Source organism: Actinocorallia populi, from assembly GCF_002995495.1.
Taxonomy (GTDB): domain Bacteria; phylum Actinomycetota; class Actinomycetes; order Streptosporangiales; family Streptosporangiaceae; genus Actinocorallia; species Actinocorallia populi.
On the sequence record NZ_PVZV01000005.1, the window covers coordinates 87,964 to 106,612 of the forward strand.

The 18,649-nt window shown below is 74.1% G+C and carries 6 protein-coding genes; all 6 read left to right on the top strand.

Annotation, left to right across the window (positions count from 1 at the left end; genetic code table 11):
• The first annotated feature begins 147 nt into the window (after positions 1-147).
• The 6 genes from C2865_RS20595 (at position 148) to C2865_RS20620 (ending at position 18,547) form a co-directional block, all read left to right on the top strand.
• Complete coding sequence (locus tag C2865_RS20595) at positions 148-4,995, top strand: DNA-binding protein (protein WP_106400168.1); 4,848 nt, start codon at positions 148-150, stop codon at positions 4,993-4,995.
• 256 nt (positions 4,996-5,251) lie between these two features.
• Entirely contained in the window at positions 5,252-6,109 is an 858-nt protein-coding gene (locus C2865_RS20600) for a DUF4132 domain-containing protein (protein ID WP_106400169.1), read from the top strand.
• Positions 6,110-6,406: 297 nt separating this feature from the next.
• Complete coding sequence (locus tag C2865_RS20605) at positions 6,407-11,305, top strand: DNA-binding protein (protein WP_106400170.1); 4,899 nt, start codon at positions 6,407-6,409, stop codon at positions 11,303-11,305.
• Positions 11,306-11,368: 63 nt separating this feature from the next.
• A complete protein-coding gene (locus C2865_RS20610) occupies positions 11,369-12,529 on the top strand; it encodes an ATP-binding protein (protein ID WP_106400171.1) in 1,161 nt (386 codons plus the stop codon).
• Positions 12,530-12,851: 322 nt separating this feature from the next.
• A complete protein-coding gene (locus tag C2865_RS20615) occupies positions 12,852-16,616 on the top strand; it encodes a DUF5682 family protein (protein ID WP_106400172.1) in 3,765 nt (1,254 codons plus the stop codon).
• Positions 16,613-18,547, top strand: coding sequence for a hypothetical protein (locus tag C2865_RS20620; protein ID WP_106400173.1), 1,935 nt, complete (start codon positions 16,613-16,615; stop codon positions 18,545-18,547). The genes C2865_RS20615 and C2865_RS20620 overlap by 4 nt, the downstream gene beginning before the upstream one ends.
• The last annotated feature ends 102 nt before the right edge of the window (positions 18,548-18,649 follow it).

Below are 18,649 nucleotides of genomic sequence, written 5' to 3' on the forward strand. Positions count from 1 at the left end.
CCGAGACGGGCTTCCGCCTGTCTCGGCCGCGCTTTTTCATAGTCGGGCTGATTGCAGGTTTTTGATTGTTTTGTCGGCAACGCCCACTAGGTTCGTGATCATTCGCCGCGGGAGGACGGACCGGACGGTCGAAAGGGGAGAGGGCGCATGAATGACGTTGAAGGCCTGCTGGAGGCGGGCGCCGTGCTGCCGCCCGGCACCGAGGGCGGCGGCGAGGACGCCGTTCCGCTGACCGCGCGGACGTACCGGCATCCGGCCTTGGACGATCGCGTGGTGGTGCGGCTGGTGGCCGCAGAGCTCGGGGAGGGCGAGGATCTCGCCACCGGGTTCCTCGGTCTGGAGATCTCGGCCGAACCGGAGGTCGTCGGCGTCGGGAAGCGGGCTGCTCTGGGCTTTCCCGAGTGGGTGCTGGTGCATCACCCCGAGGACGGGCATCACGCGCTGGCCCTCGTACCGGAGTTGGAGCGCATCGCCCGGCGGGCCAAGTCCAAGCCGAAGGCGGCACTGGTGGCGTTCCAGGAGCTGGCCGCCAAGTTGGCGTCGTCGGTGCCGCACCTGCTGCCGACCTTCTACGAGCGGGTGGCGCGGGAGTTCCTCGCGGTCGAGAACCCCACCTACGCCGCGCAGATGTTCACCCGCGCCCGCAGCGCGGAGACCGAGCACGGGCTGCCGATCGACGAGGATCGGCTGGACGCGGTCTTCCTGGAGTTCGCGCTCGCCGGAGCCCTCCAGGTCAAGACGCTCTCAGCCTACGCCGCCGCGCTGTCCGAGCGGGTGCCCGCAGACGAGGCACTGCGCCGCTTCATCCGCCTGTGCGTGCGGCGGACCGCGGGCGGAGTGCCGCCGTCGGCGCGGATGGCCACCGACCTGAGGCGGCTCGCCAAGGCCGCGAGCGGGGACGTGCAGGAGGTCGAACACGCCTATCTCGTTGAGGTGCTGTCCCTGCCCACGACCATTCGTGCCGCCGCGGGCTGGTGGAAGACGCACCGTCAAGCGCTGGTCTCCCTGGCTCGCGAGCGTCCCGAGATCCGCGGAAAGCTGCTGAGCCTGATCCCGGACGACCCCGAGCACAGCGGCGAGATGCCCGTCATGTGGCTGGAGATCCTGGAGGAGGCCGGTGCCATCGCCGCACTCTGCGACCCCGACAGCGCGCCCGAGGCGGCGCGGTCGGAGGACGGCAGCGTCGGCTGGCTGAAGCGGATGCACGCGTTCCTGGTGAGGAGGCGGAGAGGCGCTCACCTGCCCGCCCTGTATCCGCTGGTCGAGCGCATGGCGGACCGGTTGAAGGCCGAACTCGCCGCCATCGGCGAAGGGCTGCCCGCCTTCAGGCAGGTCGACCTGCTGGACCTGCTGCTCTCTCTGGGCGTACCGGTGGCCGATCCGCCGTACGGCCACTCCCTGGAACTGGCCGACTGGTCCAGGACCGACGGGCAGCGGGACCTGCTGGCGCTCGCCGCCGATCACCGCTTCCACGGCTCCTTCCGCCGCAGCCTCGATGCGTTGATCAACCGTCACGGCGGCGCGCATGCCTTCGGGAGACTGCTCGCCTCCCCCGGCGGACGCCCGATACTCACCGAGTGGATGACGACGGTCGCCCGCGAGACGATCGTGCCGAGCCTGCCCAGGCTTCCCGAGCAGCTGGGACGGCTGGAGCGGCTGCCCGGCACCGTGCTGGCGCTCGCGGAGAAGGAGGTGCGCGCGGTCGCGGCCACCGACCTGGCCCCGGTCCTCGTCCGGAGCCTGCGGGCGGGGCTCTTCGACGAGCTGGGCTGGCCCGCCTGGGAGGAGGCGCTGGCCTCCCTGGGCGGTGACAAGCCCTACCAGCTGCGCGTCACCGACGCCTGGCCGTACCTGATCGTCGCCGGGAACACCCAGGTCAGGGTGATCGGCGCCGAGGGCACCGTCCTCGTCCACGACCTGCGCGTCCCCGCCGGGGACGCGGTCAACGGCCCGTGCTTCCACTACGTGGACGGGGAACTGCTCGTCTACTGGACGTCCCGGCAGCGGAACGGCGGGCTGCTCGGCTACTGGCACACCGCGGCCGACCGGCAGCAGCCGATGACGGGCGTCATCAGCCAAGGCGTACGCCTTGGCTGGTACCGGCACGACATCCGCAGCCTGCAGCTTCCCGGAGGCGGGCGCACCACCGGTGCGGGAGTGCTGCACCGGGGGGACACCGTGCTGCCCTCATTCCGCCGCGTCATCGGCGACGGCACGTCGTACTGGGTGTGGCACCCCATGGAGAACGGCGACGGCCACGCCTGGCACGAGTACGACCCGGAGAGCGGAGAGACCGGGCGGCGGAGCGAGCCCGCCTTCTTCACCGACGCGACCCGGGGCCTTCCCGAGGGGAGCGCCTTCGTGAGCGGCACGCTGCTGCCCGCCGTCTCCGGCAAGGCCGGACCGGACGGCGTCCCGGTGGGCGGGACGGACGGCTGGCGGGTCACGCGGCTGCCCGACGGCTCGTACCGCGGCGAGGACCTCGCGGGGAACACCGTCACGACTCCGGCGGGCTCCCGTCCGGCGGGCGTGATGTTCCTGCCGGGGGACGACAGGCCCCGCGCCCTGACGCGGAACGTCTACGAGGTGGAGCTGATCGACCCCGACGGCGTCGTCACCGCCTCCGCCAGGACGGACGGGAAGGCCGGACGGGTCACCGCGCCGCTGCCGTCGCCGCAGTACTGGCACGGCATGCGCCCCCGCGACCCGCGGGGCTCGGAGGCGCTGCGCCGGATCGACGAGGAGACCGCGGCCGCGTTGATGAAGGCGGTCCAGGGCGAAGGCGAGCTCTCCGAGCTCGTCCGCGCGCTGATTCCGGAGATCACCCACGAGGGCCTGGCCGCGGAGGTCGGCGCGGTCGCGCGGTTCGCCGCCCACCGGCAGGCGGCCCTGGAGGGGATCGGGCGGAGACTGGACGACGCGCTCGCTCCCCCCGTGGCGGTGGAGAGGTTCGAGGGACCGGGCGACATGGCGATCCGGGGCGCGCTCAACGGCGTTCTGCGGGGTCGGCGCACCAGCGGCGGGGGGCCCGCCTTCTTCACCTCGATCGAGCTCATGCGCCGTGCCAAGGCCGGACGGTATGCCGACAAGAAGTGCGAGACCCACATAGAGGGAATCGTGCTGCCCTACACCACCCTTCGGGCCGAAGACCTGCTCTCCATCCGTGCGGCGATGTCCTACCGTGCGGTGTCGGCGTTCACCCCGGTCGAGGACAGGGACGTACTGAGCACGCTGCTGAAGGCGTTCGGCGAGCTGGGCATGACCGGCGACGACGAGACGCGGGCCCGATGGCGCGTGCTCCGGCTCCGCCTGGAGATGTCCGCGCTCCAGACCGAGGACGGGAAGGAAGGCCACCGAAGGGCGCTCCTCCCGCTGGAAGGCGGTGCGTTCCTGGCCGTGGTGGACTTCGCACACCAGCAGAACACGGGGGCATGCGAGTTCCCGGCGCTCTTCTACGACCCGGCAGGTCGATTCGAGGCCCCCTCCACCTACCAGGTGCTCTCGTCCGAGCCGCTCACCGCGCCGGAGGACGGCTTCTCCCCGGACGGTCTGCTGGCCGAGGCCGCCGCGCGCGGTCCCGTCCCCTGGTTCCCCGAGGCGGCCGAGGAGTTCGCCCGGCTGACCGGCGTCACCGTCACTATGGCGAAGCTGGTCGTCGCGGGTCTGCCCGGGATCGAGTATTGGGAGCGGAACTTCCTGTCGGCCGAGGTGCGGTCCGTGCTCAAGGTGAAGGTCGCCGACGCCGCCCTGGCCAAGGACGAACTCAGCAGGCTGGACCAGGACTTCAGGTGCGCCCTCGTCGGCGCGCTCGTGCCCGCCGACCCGTCCCGGCTGTGGACCGGCGGTCCCGACGCGGCCGCGGCGGCGGAGGTGTGGAACGCCAGGTTCGGCCGGCGGGTGCCGGTGCCCGAGGCGCTCATGGCCGAGGCGGTCAAGGTGATGCGCGGCGGCTGGCCCGCCGGCCTGGCGCTGCCCGCCCTGTTCGACCCGGCGTCCGCGCCCGAGCTGACCCGGGACCTGAAGTGGACGGTGCGGGGCGACGGCGTCGTCCCCGAGATCAAGGGCGAGAAGGGGTTCACCTCGACGATCCTCGTCGGAGCCGTCGCGGCGTCCGCCTGGCTCGCCCACCGGCTCCCCGCCGGGGACCCGCTGCGCGGCAGACTCCCCGCGGCGCTCGCGGCGGTCCGCGAGCGGCTCGCCAACCCCGACCTGCTGCTTCGCCTCGACCGGTACGTCAATCTTCCGAGCTTCCGCAAGCTGGCGGGCAGTGCCACCGAGGCGGGGGACGGGTACGAGAGGTACGGGGCCGTCGTCATGGCGACCTCCGACAACCTGCCTTACCCCGCGATCAAGACGGCACTGCTCGACGCGGCGGGAGAGGATCCGTACCTGCCCGCGCTGCGCGAGGGCGCCGAACCCACCAGAGTGGAGACGGCGCTGCGCTTCGTACGGGAGGAGCGTTTCGCCGCGCTGCTGGCCGACCCGGGCGACCCGGCGGCGGGGGAGCGGGACGCAGACGGCACCTGGTGGCCGCAGGACCCGTCCCGTTCGGTGCCCGACCTCGTCACCGAGGCGGCGGAGCGGTACGGCCTGGGCCGGGACGCGGCCGCGGTGTACCTGATGCTGCTGGCGATGCCCGATCCCACCGACCGCGACACGGCCCGGTGGACGGGATGGAAGCCGGTTCGCCTCAAGGCGGCCCGCGCGGAGCTGGCGGCCACGGACCTCGTCGTCGAGGCCCGCCGCCCCCGTGCGGGCCGCTCCCTGTTCCTGCCCGGCGGCTGGAACGCGCTGCGCGCCCCCCACCTGCCGCAGGAGGAGTGGAAGCTCCCGCTGTACGACCTGGTCGGCGGCGCGGAGCCCAAGGCGCTGCTCGGCGTCCTCGTCCCCGCCGAGCCCGTGGCGGACCTGTACCGCAGGGCGTGGCAGCGCATCGTCGAGGACGACGTGCCGCGCTTCGCGAACCTGGAGATCCGCCGAGGCCGACGCCGCTGATCCGAGAGAGCGGCGGGGATCCCTCCGCGGCGCCCGCCGATTCCCGTCGGCGGGCGCCGCGCCCGTGAAGGGGTTTCTCTCGCGGCTACCTGGGTTGTTTTCGGGGTTTTCGACTGGTTTGTCGTGGTGGCCCGCTAGGTTCGTGATCATCGTCGCGGTGCGGCCCGGGAGGGCTCCCGCGTTCTTCGCCATTCCCGGAACGCATCGTCCTTCGGCGTGCGGCCTCCGGGCAGCGGACTTCTGGAGGTGCGGCCCGGTGGGTTGGTCGGCGGCGGGTGAGGGATACGAGATCTCCCTGGCGGAGGGGCGCGTCGTGGCGCGCTCCACGTCGGGGAGATCGGCGGGGAGGCGGCTGAAGACGCTGCCGAAGGCGCTGCGCGACCATGCCGAGGTGGAGCGGCTGCGGCGGTTCGCCGAGTGGCTGGACCGGCACACCGCGGAGTGCGCCGCGCAGGTCGACGCGTGGATGGTCTCGGCGCTGCCCGTGCCGTCCGCGGTGCTGGGCCAGGTATGGGAGGACGAGGCGTGGCGGGCGGCGCTGCGCGACCTCGTGGTGGTCGGCGGCGACCCGGAGACGACGGGCTTCCTGCGGGACGTGTCGGAGTCGGGGGAACTGGGAGTGGTGAACCTGGACGGCGAGACGGTGCGGTCGTCCGCCGAGACGGTGGTGTTCCCGCATCCGGTGCTGCTGCCCGACCTGGACGGGCTGCGGGAGTTCGCCGCCGAGCTGGGGGTGACCCAGAAGGTCGAGCAGATCTACCGGGCGACCTGGAACAAGCCGTCGGATCCGCGCTCGCGGTCCGATGCCACGAGCGAGTTCGCCGGAGGGAGGTACCGCTCGCGCTTCGCCCTCGTCTCCCGCGCCGAGTCCCTCGGCTACCGGGTCTCGGGCGGTTACGTCATCCACCGCCTCCGCGACGGCGGCGGCCGGATGGTCCAGGCCGCGGTGTGGGTCGGTGAACCGCACCGTGAGGACGAATGCGAGACCGGCGGCCTGGGCTGGCGGGACCCGGAAGGGCATCACCTGCCGTTCGACGAGATCGACGCGGTGGCCTGGTCGGAGGGCATGCGCATGGCGGCCGCCCTGTACGCGGGCCGGACCGGGGAGAGCTGAGGGCCCGTGAACGACGCGCACGGACTGCCGGCGCCTGTTCACCGTGAGCCTCGGCGCGGAGGCGTTCCGCCCGGTCAGGCCGAGAAGCCGGTCCGCGGGGTTGCACGTTTCTCCAGCGAACAGGGGCAGGGATTTCTGTTTTTCGGCTGATTTGTCGGTGGGGCCCACTAGGTTCGTGATCACCGCTGCGGTGAGGGCCGGACAGGCCTCCCGCGTTTTCGGCGCCTTCCGGACCGTGTCGCCGCCGAGTGCGTGGCGTGCGGGCCGGTCCACGGAGAGAAGAGAGGGAGAGCGTGCATGGGTGATGCTTCCGGACTGCTGGCGGCGGGCGCCGTCCTCCCGCTCGGCACCGAAGGCGCGGGGGAGCAGGCGGTGCCGCTGGCCGCCCGGAAGTACCGGCACCAGGTCCTCGGCGACCGGGTGGTGGTGCGGCTGGTGGCCGTCGAGCTGGGTGCGGGGGAGGACCGTGCCGCGGAGTTCCTGGGCATGGAACGCCTCGGCGAGCCCAGAGAAGTCGGTCTCGGCCGGCGCGGTTCGCTGGGTTTCCCGGAGTGGGTGCTGGTGCACCACCCCGAGGACGGCCACCATGCCCTGGACGTCGTGCCCGAGCTGGAGCGCATCGCGCAGCGTGCGAAGACCAAGCCGAAAGCGGCGCTGGACGCCTTCCGGGAGCTGGGCGGGCGTCTGGAGTCCTCGGTCCCGCACCTGCTGCCGACCTTCTACGAGCGGGTCGCCCGGGAGTTCCTCGCGATCGAGAACACCGTCTACGCGGTCCAGATGTTCGCCCGCGCCCGTGCCGCCGAAGCCGAGCACGGACTGCCGATCGACGAGGAGCGGCTCGACGCCGTCTTCCTGGAGTTCATGCTCGCCGGGGCGCTGCCGGTGAAGGTCATCTCCGGATACGCCAAGGGGCTGGCCGCCCGCGTGCCCGCAGACGAGGCGCTGCGCCGCTTCACCCGGCTGTGCCTGCGCCGCACGGCGGGCGGGATGGCGCCGTCGTCGCAGGTGGCGGCAGACCTGAGGCGCCTGGCCAAGGCGGCGGGCGAGAACGTTCGAGCCGTCGAACACGCCTACCTCACCGGACTGCTCGCCTTCCCGGTGACGGAACAGGCGGCCCTGGGCTGGTGGAAGGCACACCGTTCGGCCCTGTCCTCCCTGGCCGAGCGGCAGCCGGAGGTCCTCGGAACGCTGCTGAACATGATGCCGTCGCCCGAAGACCGGAACATGCCGGAACTGTGGCTGCAGATCCTGGAGGCGGCCGGCGCCTTCACCGTGCTCTGCGACCCCGACGGCGCGCCCGAGGAGGCACGGCCGAAGGACGGCAGCGCGGGCTGGCTGCAGCGCTTCCTGGACTTCTGGAACACGCGGTGGCGCAGAGACCGTCCGCCCGCGCTGCTCCCGCTGGTCGAGCGCATGGCGGACCGGCTGCGGTCCGAGCTCGCAGCGAGCGGCGCGAGCTTCGAGGTCCCCCACCTGCTGGACCTGCTGGACCTGATGCTCGCCCTGGACGTACCGGTGACCGGTCCGGGCTGGGACACCCGGCAGCCCCTGACCGACTGGGCCCGGGGGGAAGACCGGCGCGATCTGCTGGCGCTGGCGGCCGACCCGCGCTTCCGCCACGACTTCCACCGGAACGCCGACAGGCTGCCCGACGACGAGGCGGGCCGGCACGCCCTGCGCGTCCTGCTCGCCTCGCCGGGCGGACGCCCGCTGCTGGCCGGCTGGGTGGCCGAGCTCGCCCGCCGGACGACCGCCGCGGCCCTGCCGGACGCTCCCGGCGTGGTGGAGCACCTCGGCCGGCTGCCCGGCGAGGTGCTGGCGCAGGCCGGGGACGCGGTGCGCGCGGCGGTCACCACGGGCATGGCCCCGGCCCTGCGGCAGACCCTGCGGGCCGGGATCCTCGACGAGCTCGGCTGGTCCGCGTGGGAGGAGGCACTCGCCGACCTCGCCCGTCCCGAGGCCGTGGCCGAGATCCGCGTCGCGGGCGCCTGGCCGCACCTGATCGTCGCCGGCCGGACCCAGGCCAGGGTGATCGGCGCCGAGGGCACCGTGCTCACCCACGACCTGCGCGTCCTCGACGGCGACGTCCGCGGCGGTCCGGGCTTCCACCACGTGGACGGGGAACTGCTCGTCCACTGGAAGTCCTGGCAGCGAGACGGCGGACTCCTCGGCTACCGGCACACCGACGCCGACCGGCACCACCCCGTGGAAGGCCACTTCTCCCCGGCGACACCCATGTCCCTGTACAAGGAGACCGACGAGGTCGGCCTGTCGCTGCCCGGCGGAGGCCTCGCCACCGGCGCCGGGACCCTGCGCCGGGAGGACACCGTCCTGCCCGAGAGCCGGCAGCTCGTCACCGACGGGACGTCGTACTGGGTGTGGACGGCGAAAGCCGAGGCCGGGACCGGCTGGGCCTGGCACGAGTACGACCCGGTGAACGGAGAACGCGGACGCGAGAGCACGCCGGGCTTCTTCGCCGATGCCACCCGCGACCTGCCCGGCGGCGTCTTCTCCGCTGGCTGGCTGCTGCCCGCCCCCGGCATCGGGGACACCCCGGTCGGCACCCCCTCGAACGGCCTGCTCGGCTGGCGGGTCGTATGGCTGCCCGACGAGTCCTACCGAGGCGAGGACCTCGCCGGGAACACCGTCACGGCACCCAAGGGGCACCGGCCGCTCAGCGCCTTGTTCCTGCCCGGTGACGACAGGCCGCGCGCCGTGGCGAGCAGGGGCTACCAGAGGCTGGGACTGGTCGACCCGGACGGGGCCGTCACGTCCTCCATGAGGACGGACGGGGCTCCGGGAGCGTTCGCGGAGGGCACCGTGCTCCTGCCTCCGGTGCGGTACTGGCACTGCCTGAGCCCCCGCGACCCCCGGGGCTCGGCGGCGCTGCGCCGGATCGACCTGGAGACGGCCACGTCCCTGCTCAAGGCCGCGATGGGCGACGGCGACCTGATCCAAGCCGTCCGCGAGCTGCTGCCGGACCTCACCCACGAGGCGTTGATCGCCGGAGTGGCCGGGGTCGCACGGCACGCCGCCGCCCGGCAGAAGTCACTGGACGAGACGGCGAAGCGGCTGGAGGAGGCACGCGCCGAGGAGCCTGTACCGGAGGAGAAGTCCGCCCCGGGCGAGCGGCTGGTCAGGGAGGCACTCAGCGGCCTGGACGGCGAGCGGTACCAGCCGGCCTACGGCGAGGCCTCCGAGTTCTTCGCGGGAACGCGGATCATGCTGCAGGCCGCCGCGGGAAAGATCGAGGTTCCGGCCCCCGAAGGACGGCCTGTCCTGCACCTGGACGGCCCCGACCTACCCGGGAGCCGACTGTGGGAGCGTTCCCTGCCCGAAGGCCGGGCCGCCATGGCCTACCGGGCGGTGTCGGAGATCACCGATCCCGAGCACCGGGAGGCGCTGCGGGCGCTGCTGAAGCTGCTCGACAAGCTGGACCTGGTCCCCGACGAGAACGGAAAGGTGTCCCGCTGGCGCCTGTTCAACCTGTATCTCGACGCGACGGCGCTCCGTCCGGCCCTCCAGGAAACGAAGGGGCCGTGGAGCTGGAACGGTCTGCTTCCTCTGGACGGTGGCGCGTTCCTGACCGTCGTGGGTTCCGCCCGCAGTTCGGACTACACGGGTCGGTTCACCACGATGTTCTATGACCCGTCATGCCGGTTCGAGGTCCCCGACCCCTACACGGTTCTGTCGTCGGAACCGTTCGTCCCACCGGCGAACACCATCCCGCTGGACGGGTTCCTGGCCGCGGCCGCCGAGCGCGGACCGGTGCCGTGGTCGCCTGAGGCCGCGGCGGAGTTCTCCCGGCTCACCGGCGTCACCGAGGCGACGGCCCGGCTGGTGGTCGCGGGGCTGCCATGGGTCGACAAGAAGGAACGGAACTTCCTGCCGTCGAAGATGCGGACCGCGCTCGGGCTGAAGGCCGCCGACGCCGCCGTCGCCCGGGAAGAGCTGCGTGCGCTGACGCCGAGCGTCCGGCGGGCTCTGGTCGGCGCCCTGCTGCCCGCCGATCCGGCCCGGCTGTGGACCGACGGCCCCGACGTCGCCGCCGCGGCGAAGGTGTGGAACACCGAGGTCGGCAAGCGGCTCACGGTGCCGGTGGCGCTCATGACCGAGGCGTGCCAGGCGGTGCGGACCCGCTGGGAGGGCGCTCGCTGCCTGTCCGCCGTGCTCGATCCGGCCTCCGAGCCGCGGCTGAGCCGGGACGTGAAGTGGATCGTGCGAGGGGACCACGTCTCCACCGAGAACGAGAAGACGGTCGGCTTCACCCAGGACACGCTTTTCGGCGCCGTCGCGATGACGGCCTGGCTCGCCCACCGGCTCCCGGCCGGGGACCCGCTGCGCGAACGGCTTCCCGAGACCCTCGAAACGGTGCGCGCCAGGCTCGCCTACCCCGACCTGATGTTCGATTTCGGAAATCGTGTCGAGCTCGACGGGTTCCGCAGGGTGGCGGGCCCGCCCACCGAAGCCGGTGACGGATACGAGCGGTACGGCGCGGTCGTGATGGCCACCGGCCGCACGTACTCCTACCCCGGCGTCCGGCCGGCACTGCTGGACGAGCCCGGAAGCGACTCCTACCTGACTCTTCTGCAGGAAGAACGCCCCGATTTCCTCGGACTCGCCGCGCTCGGACCGGCGGTGCGCACGGCCCGGGACGAGCGTTTCGCGGCGTTGCTCGCTGATCCGGGTGATCCGGTGGCGGGGGAGCGGGACGCCGATGGCATGTGGTGGCCGCAGGATCCGTCCCGTTCCGTGCCGGATCTCGTTGCCGAGGCTGCTTCGCGGTACGGGTTGGGTTCGGATGCGGCGGCCGTGTACCTGATGCTTCTGGCGATGCCCGACCCCACCGACAAGAACACCGCGCGGTGGACGGGCTGGCAGCCCGACCGGCTCAAGGCGGCCTGTGCCGAGCTGGCGGAAAGGGATCTCGTCGTCGAGGCTCGGCGGTCCCGGGCCGGACGTTCCCTGTTCCTGCCCGGCGGCTGGATCGGTTTCCCCGCCCCCAGAACACCGCTGGAGGAGTGGAAGCTCCCGCTCTACCCCCTGGCGGGCGCCCCGGAGGCGAAGACGCCCTTCGGCGTCGTCGTCCCCGCCGAACCCGTCGCCGACCTGTACCGCAAAGCCTGGCGACGCGTCCGCGAGGAGGACGGGCCGCGCTTCGCGGAACTCCAGGTCCGCCGGGGCCGGGGCCGCTAGACCCTCATCCGACTTTCGTGAACCCCATGAACTCGTGAACCCGTGCAAGGAAAGGAAGACACGATGACCTCCACCGCGCAGGTGACGGAAGCCCCCGCCCGCCAGGTGCTCCCCGCAGAGGAGCGGTACGCCGACGAGCTGGCCTTCCTGGCCGCCTACGACTCCGGACCCCGCCCGCCCGGCTGGGCGCTGACCCCGAAGGCCGTCGTCACGTTCGTCTGCGGCTCCGGCGACGAGCCCCTGCGCCTGCCCTCGCCGGTGAAGGGCATGCCCGACCGGCTCGTCGTGGCGCCCAAGTTCGTCGGGGAGCGCTCCCTCGTCGAGCGGTGCGTGGTGACCCTCGCCGGAGAGCGCGGCCTGCTGCTCGTCGGCGAACCCGGCACCGCCAAGTCGATGCTCTCGGAACTGCTCGCCGCCGCCGTCTGCGGCACCAGCGCCCTGACCGTCCAGGGCACCGCCGGGACCACCGAGGACGCCTTCCGCTACGGCTGGAACTACGCGCTCCTGCTGGCCCAGGGCCCCACCCCGCAGGCGCTCGTGCCCTCGCCCGTCCTCACCGCGATGCGCAGCGGCCGCGTCGCCCGCATCGAAGAGGTCACCCGCTGCCTCCCCGAGGTGCAGGACGCGCTGGTGTCGATCCTGTCCGACCGGCGGCTGAGCGTCCCCGAACTGTCGGGCACCGACGACGCGACCCTCTCGGCGGCCTCCGGTTTCACCGTCATCGCCACCGCCAACCTCCGCGACCGCGGCGTCTCGGAGATGTCGGCCGCCCTCAAGCGCCGCTTCAACTTCGAGACCGTCGCGCCGATCGCCGACGCCGCCGCCGAGACCGAGCTGATCCGCCGCCAGGCCACCACCGCCGTGGAGCGCGCCGGCGCGCCCTTCTCCGTCGACGACTCCGTCCTGGACACCCTCGTCACCGTCTTCCGCGACCTGCGCTCCGGCCGTTCCGCCGAAGGCTGGGACGTGGAGCGCCCCAGCACCGTCATGTCCACCGCCGAAGCCGTCCAGGTGGCCGCCTCCCTGGCCATCTCCACCGCCTACCTCTCCTCCGGCGACCCCCTCGACCTCGTCCCCGGCCACCTCCTCGGCGTCGTCCGCAAGGACGACGCCGCCGACCACGCCCGCCTCCTCGGCTACTGGGACGGCCCCGTCCGCCGCCGCGCCGAAGACGGCTCCGCCACCTGGCGCCGTCTGTGGGACCTCCGCGAGACCGTCCGCTGATCCGAAGGCCCGGGGGACACCCCGGCCGACCGCGGCGAAGCGGGACCGGCTGTTCCCTGCGGGGGTCTGAGGGTTCGTTTCTCAGGTGGACGGCCTGGCCGCTCGCGTGGAGCGGGGACTGGTCGTTCCCTCGCGGGAGGCTGAGGGCTCGTCTCTCAGGTGGACGATCCGGTCGTTCGCGGTGAAGCGGGGTCGGCTCCCCGCGCGGTCGTTCCCGGGGTCGCGGCCGGGCGGAGATCGGTCGTTCTCCGCATGGGGTCTGGGGAGCGTCCCCGGACAGACAGGTAGAAGGAAGTCTGGAGGAGTTGCGGTGTTGAGTGCCGTGGGAGTCGTGGAGCCGCGGGAGGCCGTGGGGCTGCTCGCCGAGTGCGGGAAGCCGTTCCTGGTGGGGGTGCGTCATCACAGTCCGGCGGTGGCCGCCGTCGTGCCGGCGTTGCTGGAGGCGGCCGGGGCGGAGGTGGTGTGCGTCGAGCTGCCCGCTGACTTCCAGCGGTGGATTCCGCACCTGGGGGACGCCGGGATGACGGCGCCCGTCGCGCTCGCGGGAACGCAGCGGGACGGAGGGCTGGGGTTCTACCCGTTCGCGGACTTCTCTCCCGAGCTCGCGGCCATCCGCTGGGCGCGGGAGCGCGGGGTACCGGTGGTGTGCTGCGACCTGCCCCTGGCGGACCCGGGCTGGGCGGGGGAGCGGGGCGCCGGTTCGGGAGAGGCGGTCTTCGCGGGAGCGCTGGCGGCCTCGGGGACCGGACGCGACGGGGACGACCTGTGGGACCGCGCCGTCGAGGTGCTGGCGCCCGGTTGCAGCCCCGAGGCCGTGCGGCGTGCGGCGCTCGGCGTCGGCTGGGCGCTGCGGCAGGACGCCGAGCGCGGAGCCGGGGTGGCCGCCGTCGACCTGGCGCGCGAGGCGTACATGCGGGGCGTCCTGGCACGGGTCGCCGCCGACGGGCGCCGTGTCGCTGCCGTCGTCGGCTCCTTCCACGCGCCCGCGCTGGTGACCGGGGACGCGGCGGAGGTGCCGGAGGCGCTCGACGAGGAGTCGGTGACCTCGCTGGTGCCCTACGCCTTCGACCTGCTGGACGCGAGGTCGGGATACCCGGCGGGAATTCGGGACCCGCGCTGGCAGCAGGAGGTGTTCCAGGCCGGCGGCGACCCCGCGGAACTGCGGGACGCCGCGGCGCGCGCCATCACCGGGATCTGCCGGGCGATGCGGGACGCCGGGCACACGGCGGGCACGGGAGAGGCGGCCGAGACGCTGCGGGTCGCCTGCGACCTGGCCCTGCTGCGCGGGCTGCCCGCGCCGGGGCGGGGCGAACTGGTGGAGGCGGTGAGCACCGTGCTCGGCCAGGGCGAGCCCCTCGGCCGGGGACGGGCCGTGGCCAAGGCACTGGAACAGGTGCTGGTCGGGACGGCCCGGGGCAGGCTCGCGCCCGGCACGCCGCGCTCGGGCCTCGGCCCGTCCGTGGAGCGGGAGCTGGCGGAGCTGCGGCTGCCCTGCCCCGACGACCCCGACTTCAAGGAGCTGCGGCTCGACCCGCTGCGGTCCGCGCTGGACCGCCGCCGCGAGACGCTGCTCCAGCGGCTCGACGTGTGCGGCGTCGGGTACGGCGAGCGGGTCGACGTCGGCGGCACCGGCGACGGCACCGCCCTCAGCACCCGCTGGCGGGTGAGGTGGACCCCGTCCGTGCCCGCCCGGCTCGACCTCGTCGGCGTCCGGGGCGTCACCGCCGCCCAGGCCGCGGCCGGCACCCTCAGCGAGCGGTTCCGGCACGAGGCGGCCGCGGGCGGCCCCACCTGCGCCCAGCTCCTGGGCGGCCTGGAGACCGCCGCCCGCTGCGACCTGCCGGACCTCGTCGCCGCCCGCCTCGCCGACGCCGCCGAGGCGCTGCCCTCGGCGGGAACCCTCCCCGAACTGATCCGGGGCCTGGACCTGCTGGAGGCGCTGCGCCGCGAGCACCTCCCCGGAACCACCCCCGAGCTGCGCGAGCAGGCGTCCGGCCTGGCGGCCGTCCTGCTGGAGGCGGCCGTCCGCGCCCTGCCCGGCCTCGCCGGAAGCGACGACCCCCAGGACGCCACCGCCCTGGTGGACCTGGCCACCCGCGCCGGAGAGCACCGCCTCGGCCTCCGCCTGGACGACGCCCTGGACACCCTGGCCCGCACCGGATCCCCGATGATGAGCGGCACGGCCCGCGCCGTCCGCGTCCTGCTGGACCTGGACGACGCCGCCTCCCTGGGCTCCCGCGTCGCGGGCTGGATCGACACCGCCACCACCCCCGAGATCCGCACCCGCCTGCACCGCAGGCTCGCCGGCCTGCTCACCGCGGCGGGACCCCTCCTGGAGAACGCCCCCGCCGCCCTCGACCCGCTGATCGGCCGCATCGAGACCCTCTCCGACCGGAGCTTCCTCGTCCGGCTCCCGGCCCTGCGCGGCGGCTTCAACATCCTCACGCCCGCCGCCCGCGGCCGCCTCCTGGAGACGGTCACCGCGCGCCTGGGCGACCGCCCCGACCTCGCCCTCGACGTCCCCGCCCCCCTCCTGGCCCTGTGGACCACCACCGACAGCCAGGCCCACCGGGCGCTCCAGATGCTCGACCTGCCCGCCTTCGGCTCACCGGAGGCGAAGGCGCCCGAGCCGGGACCGGCCGGGAAGCACACGACGACCGACCCCGCGCCGATCGCGCGGTCCGCACCGTCTGAGCTGGTCATGCCGTCCGCGCAGTCCGCGCCGTCTGTGAAGTCCGCGCCGTCCGCAACATCTGAGCCGTCTGCACCGTCTGCACCGTCCGTGAAGTTCGCACCGTCCGAGCCGTCTGCACGGTCTGGGCTGATCGTGCCGTCCGCATCGTCTGTGCCGGCCGTGCCGATCGTGCCGTCCGCGCAGCCCGCGGCGTCCGCGGGGGGCGTGCCGGTGCGGGAAGGCGGTCCGGAGCGGCCGTCCGTCCTCCCGGAGGAGGGCGGCGAGCGGCGGCTGGGCCCGGCCGACCGGTGGCGGCTCCTGCTCGGGCGGGAGAGCGAGAAGCTCTCGCCGGGAGCCGGCCGCTACGGGCAGGCGCTCGACGAGCTGTACGGGGCGGGCAAGGGCGAAGGGGCCGCCGACTTCGGTCCCGGCGGCGACCCCGCGAACGGCGGGGGACGGGAGGAGTCCTTCCCCACCGCCCGCGAATGGGCGGCCGAGCTGGAGGCGCTGTTCGGCGCCGATGTGTGCGAGGAGGTCCTGGCGCAGGCGGCCGACGCGGGCCGCACGGACGTGCTCACCGAACTGAACCCCGACCTCGTGCGCCCGTCCATCGGGCTGCTGACGACCGTGCTGTCCCTGGCGGGCGGCATGCCCGAGCAGCAGCTCGCCAAGCTGCGCCCCCTGGTGAAGCGCCTGGTGGACGAGCTGGCCAAGGAACTGGCGACCCGGATGCGGCCCACCCTCACCGGCCTGGCCACGCCGCGGCCGACCCGCAGGCCCGGCGGGAAGCTGGACCTGCAGCGCACCCTGCGGGCGAACCTCGCGCACACCCGCGAACTCGACGACGGACGGCGCGTCGTGGTGCCCGAGAACCCGGTCTTCACCACGCGCGCCAGCCGGCAGTCCGACTGGCGGCTGATCCTCGTGGTCGACGTGTCCGGCTCGATGGAGGCGTCCGTCATCTGGTCGGCCCTCACCGCCGCCGTGCTCGGCGGCGTCCCCACCCTCTCCACCCACTTCCTGACGTTCTCCACCGAGGTCATCGACCTGACCGAGCGCGTCGACGACCCGCTCTCCCTGCTGCTGGAGGTGCGCGTCGGCGGCGGCACGCACATCGCGCGCGGCCTCGCCCACGCGCGCTCCCTGGTGACGGTGCCCAGCCGCACCCTGGTCGTGGTCGTCAGCGACTTCGAAGAGGGCTACGGCGTCGGCGGGCTCCTCGCCGAGGTCCGCACGCTCGTCTCCTCCGGCGTCCACCTCCTGGGCTGCGCCGCCCTCGACGACACCGGCGCTCCCCGCTACTCCAAGCCCATCGCCACGCAGCTGGCCGCCGCCGGAATGCCGGTGGCCGCCCTCAGCCCCCAGGCACTGGCCCGCTGGGTCGGCGCCCGCCTCCGCGGAGAAGCCCGATGACCACTCCCTCGACAACCCTCCCCCCGGTCGCCCCCGACGTGACGGCCACCGCCGTGGAGAGCCTCACGTCCCGGCTGCGCAAGAAGCTGGACGCCGCCGTGGAGCAGTACGCGGCGGCCCCCGTCACCAGGGGCGACGACGGCTCCCTGACGGTCGTCTGCGGCGAGGACACCGCCGTCACCCTCACCCCCGGACCCGCGGGAACGGTCAGCACGGCAGAGCAGGCCGTGTGCAGCTGCCTGCTCGCGCCCCGCTGCCTGCACCGCGCGGCCGTCCTCACCGCCTGCCCGATCGCCGACCCCGCCGCGGAGCCCGAGGCCTCGGCCGACGCGCCGGCCCCCGGAGCCGAACCGGCCGCCGCCTCGTCGACCGACAGGGCCGCCTCCGGCACGGCATCCGGACCGGAGGCGGGCGAAGCGGCCGGTACGCCGGCCGCCGGATCCGGGAAGACCGCCCCGGTGCCGGCGGAGGAGCCGCCTGCGAAGAAGCTTACGGCCGCGCAGGTCCGTGCGGCCGAAGGCCTGTGGAAAGCCGCTGCCGCCGTTCTGGCGGCGGGCGCCCAGGCGACGGGTTCCGTCCCGCAGGCCGAGCTGCTCCGCGCCGCCCACACCGCCCGGCTCGCCGGGCTCTACCGAGCCGAGGCCGCCGCGCTGCGCGTCGTACGCGGGGTGAAGGGCGCGCGGGCCCGCTACGAGAGCCACCGGCTGGCCGACCTCGCCGCCGCGCTGGGCGACCTCCTGCTGACGGCGTCCCTCCTGGCGACGGGCCGCTCCGAGACACGGCTCGTCGGCACGGCCCGCCGCGACTACCGCCAGGGCAGCAGCCTGCGCGTCCAGGGCGTCTTCCGCGAACCGGTGATCAGCGCGACGGGTTACGGCGGCGTCGTCACCCACCTCGTCTCCGAGACCGGCGACTGGTACTCGATCGCCGACGTCAAACCGGGCGGTCCCTCCCGCGCGCGGGGCGCCGCCACCGCCCCCGTCGCCCTCGGCGGCGTCCCCCTGGACCACGCCGGCCTCGCCCGCTCCGGCCTGACGGTCATCGGCACGACGGTCTCCCCGGACGGGCGGCTGGGCGCGGGCAAGGGCGTCCGCGCCCTGCCGGGCCCCGGCCTGGACTGGGCCGCCGCGCCCTTCCTGTTCGGCCGCACCCTGGCCGAGGCCGTCGCCGAACGGCTCGCCGTCGACCCCGGCGCCGACCCCGTCCAGGCCGAACTCCGGCTCCGCCGCCCCGTCGGCTGCGACCTGGTGATCCTCGGCCCCTCGGGCGACCACGTCCTGGCCCGCGAGCTCCATCCCGAGACCGGGGAGCCGCAGCCCGTCCTGGTCCGCCTGGTCCCCGCCCACCGCCACCCCGACCTGGCGCACACCGCCAACCTGCGCCAGCTGGCGGCCCGCCCCGGCGTGCACGTCCGCGTGGTCGCCCGCGTCGACCCGACCCGCGCCACCACCCTCACGCCCCTGGCGGTCGGTCCCGTTCCCGGCCACCCCTGCACCCTGCGCCTCCCCGCCGAATGGCAGGGCCACGCCGACCTCGGCTACGACCACGTCCAGGGCGCGCACTTCCCGGCGGAGCTCGAGCCCGGACCGCCTGTCGGCGCGGCCCCCGACCCCCTGACCGACTCCCCGCTCTGGCGCGTCCGACGCCTGGTGGAGCTGGCCGCCGCGGGCGGACGCCGCGCCGTGGCCGAATCGGCACGGGGGGAGGCGGCCGTCCCGTCCCTCCTCGACCGCACCGGCTTCCACCACGCCGCCACCCTGACCACCGCCCTCACGAACGAGGCCGCCCGCCACACCCGTGACGTCTTCGGCCGCCTCGCCGACACCGACCCCCGCCACTTCGCCGCCGCCTGGCTCGCCTCGTCCGTCCACCTCACCGCGGCCGAGCACGCCCTCGTCCGCGCCACCTGGGAGGCGGGCCAGGCCTCGTAGCACGCGCCTCGCCGCCGCGGCGACTACACCGCAGGTTTCCGGGAAATGGGTGTCAGCCCGGATGGCGGTGGCCGCGGCGGTCGCCGATGCTGGGACAGGGAA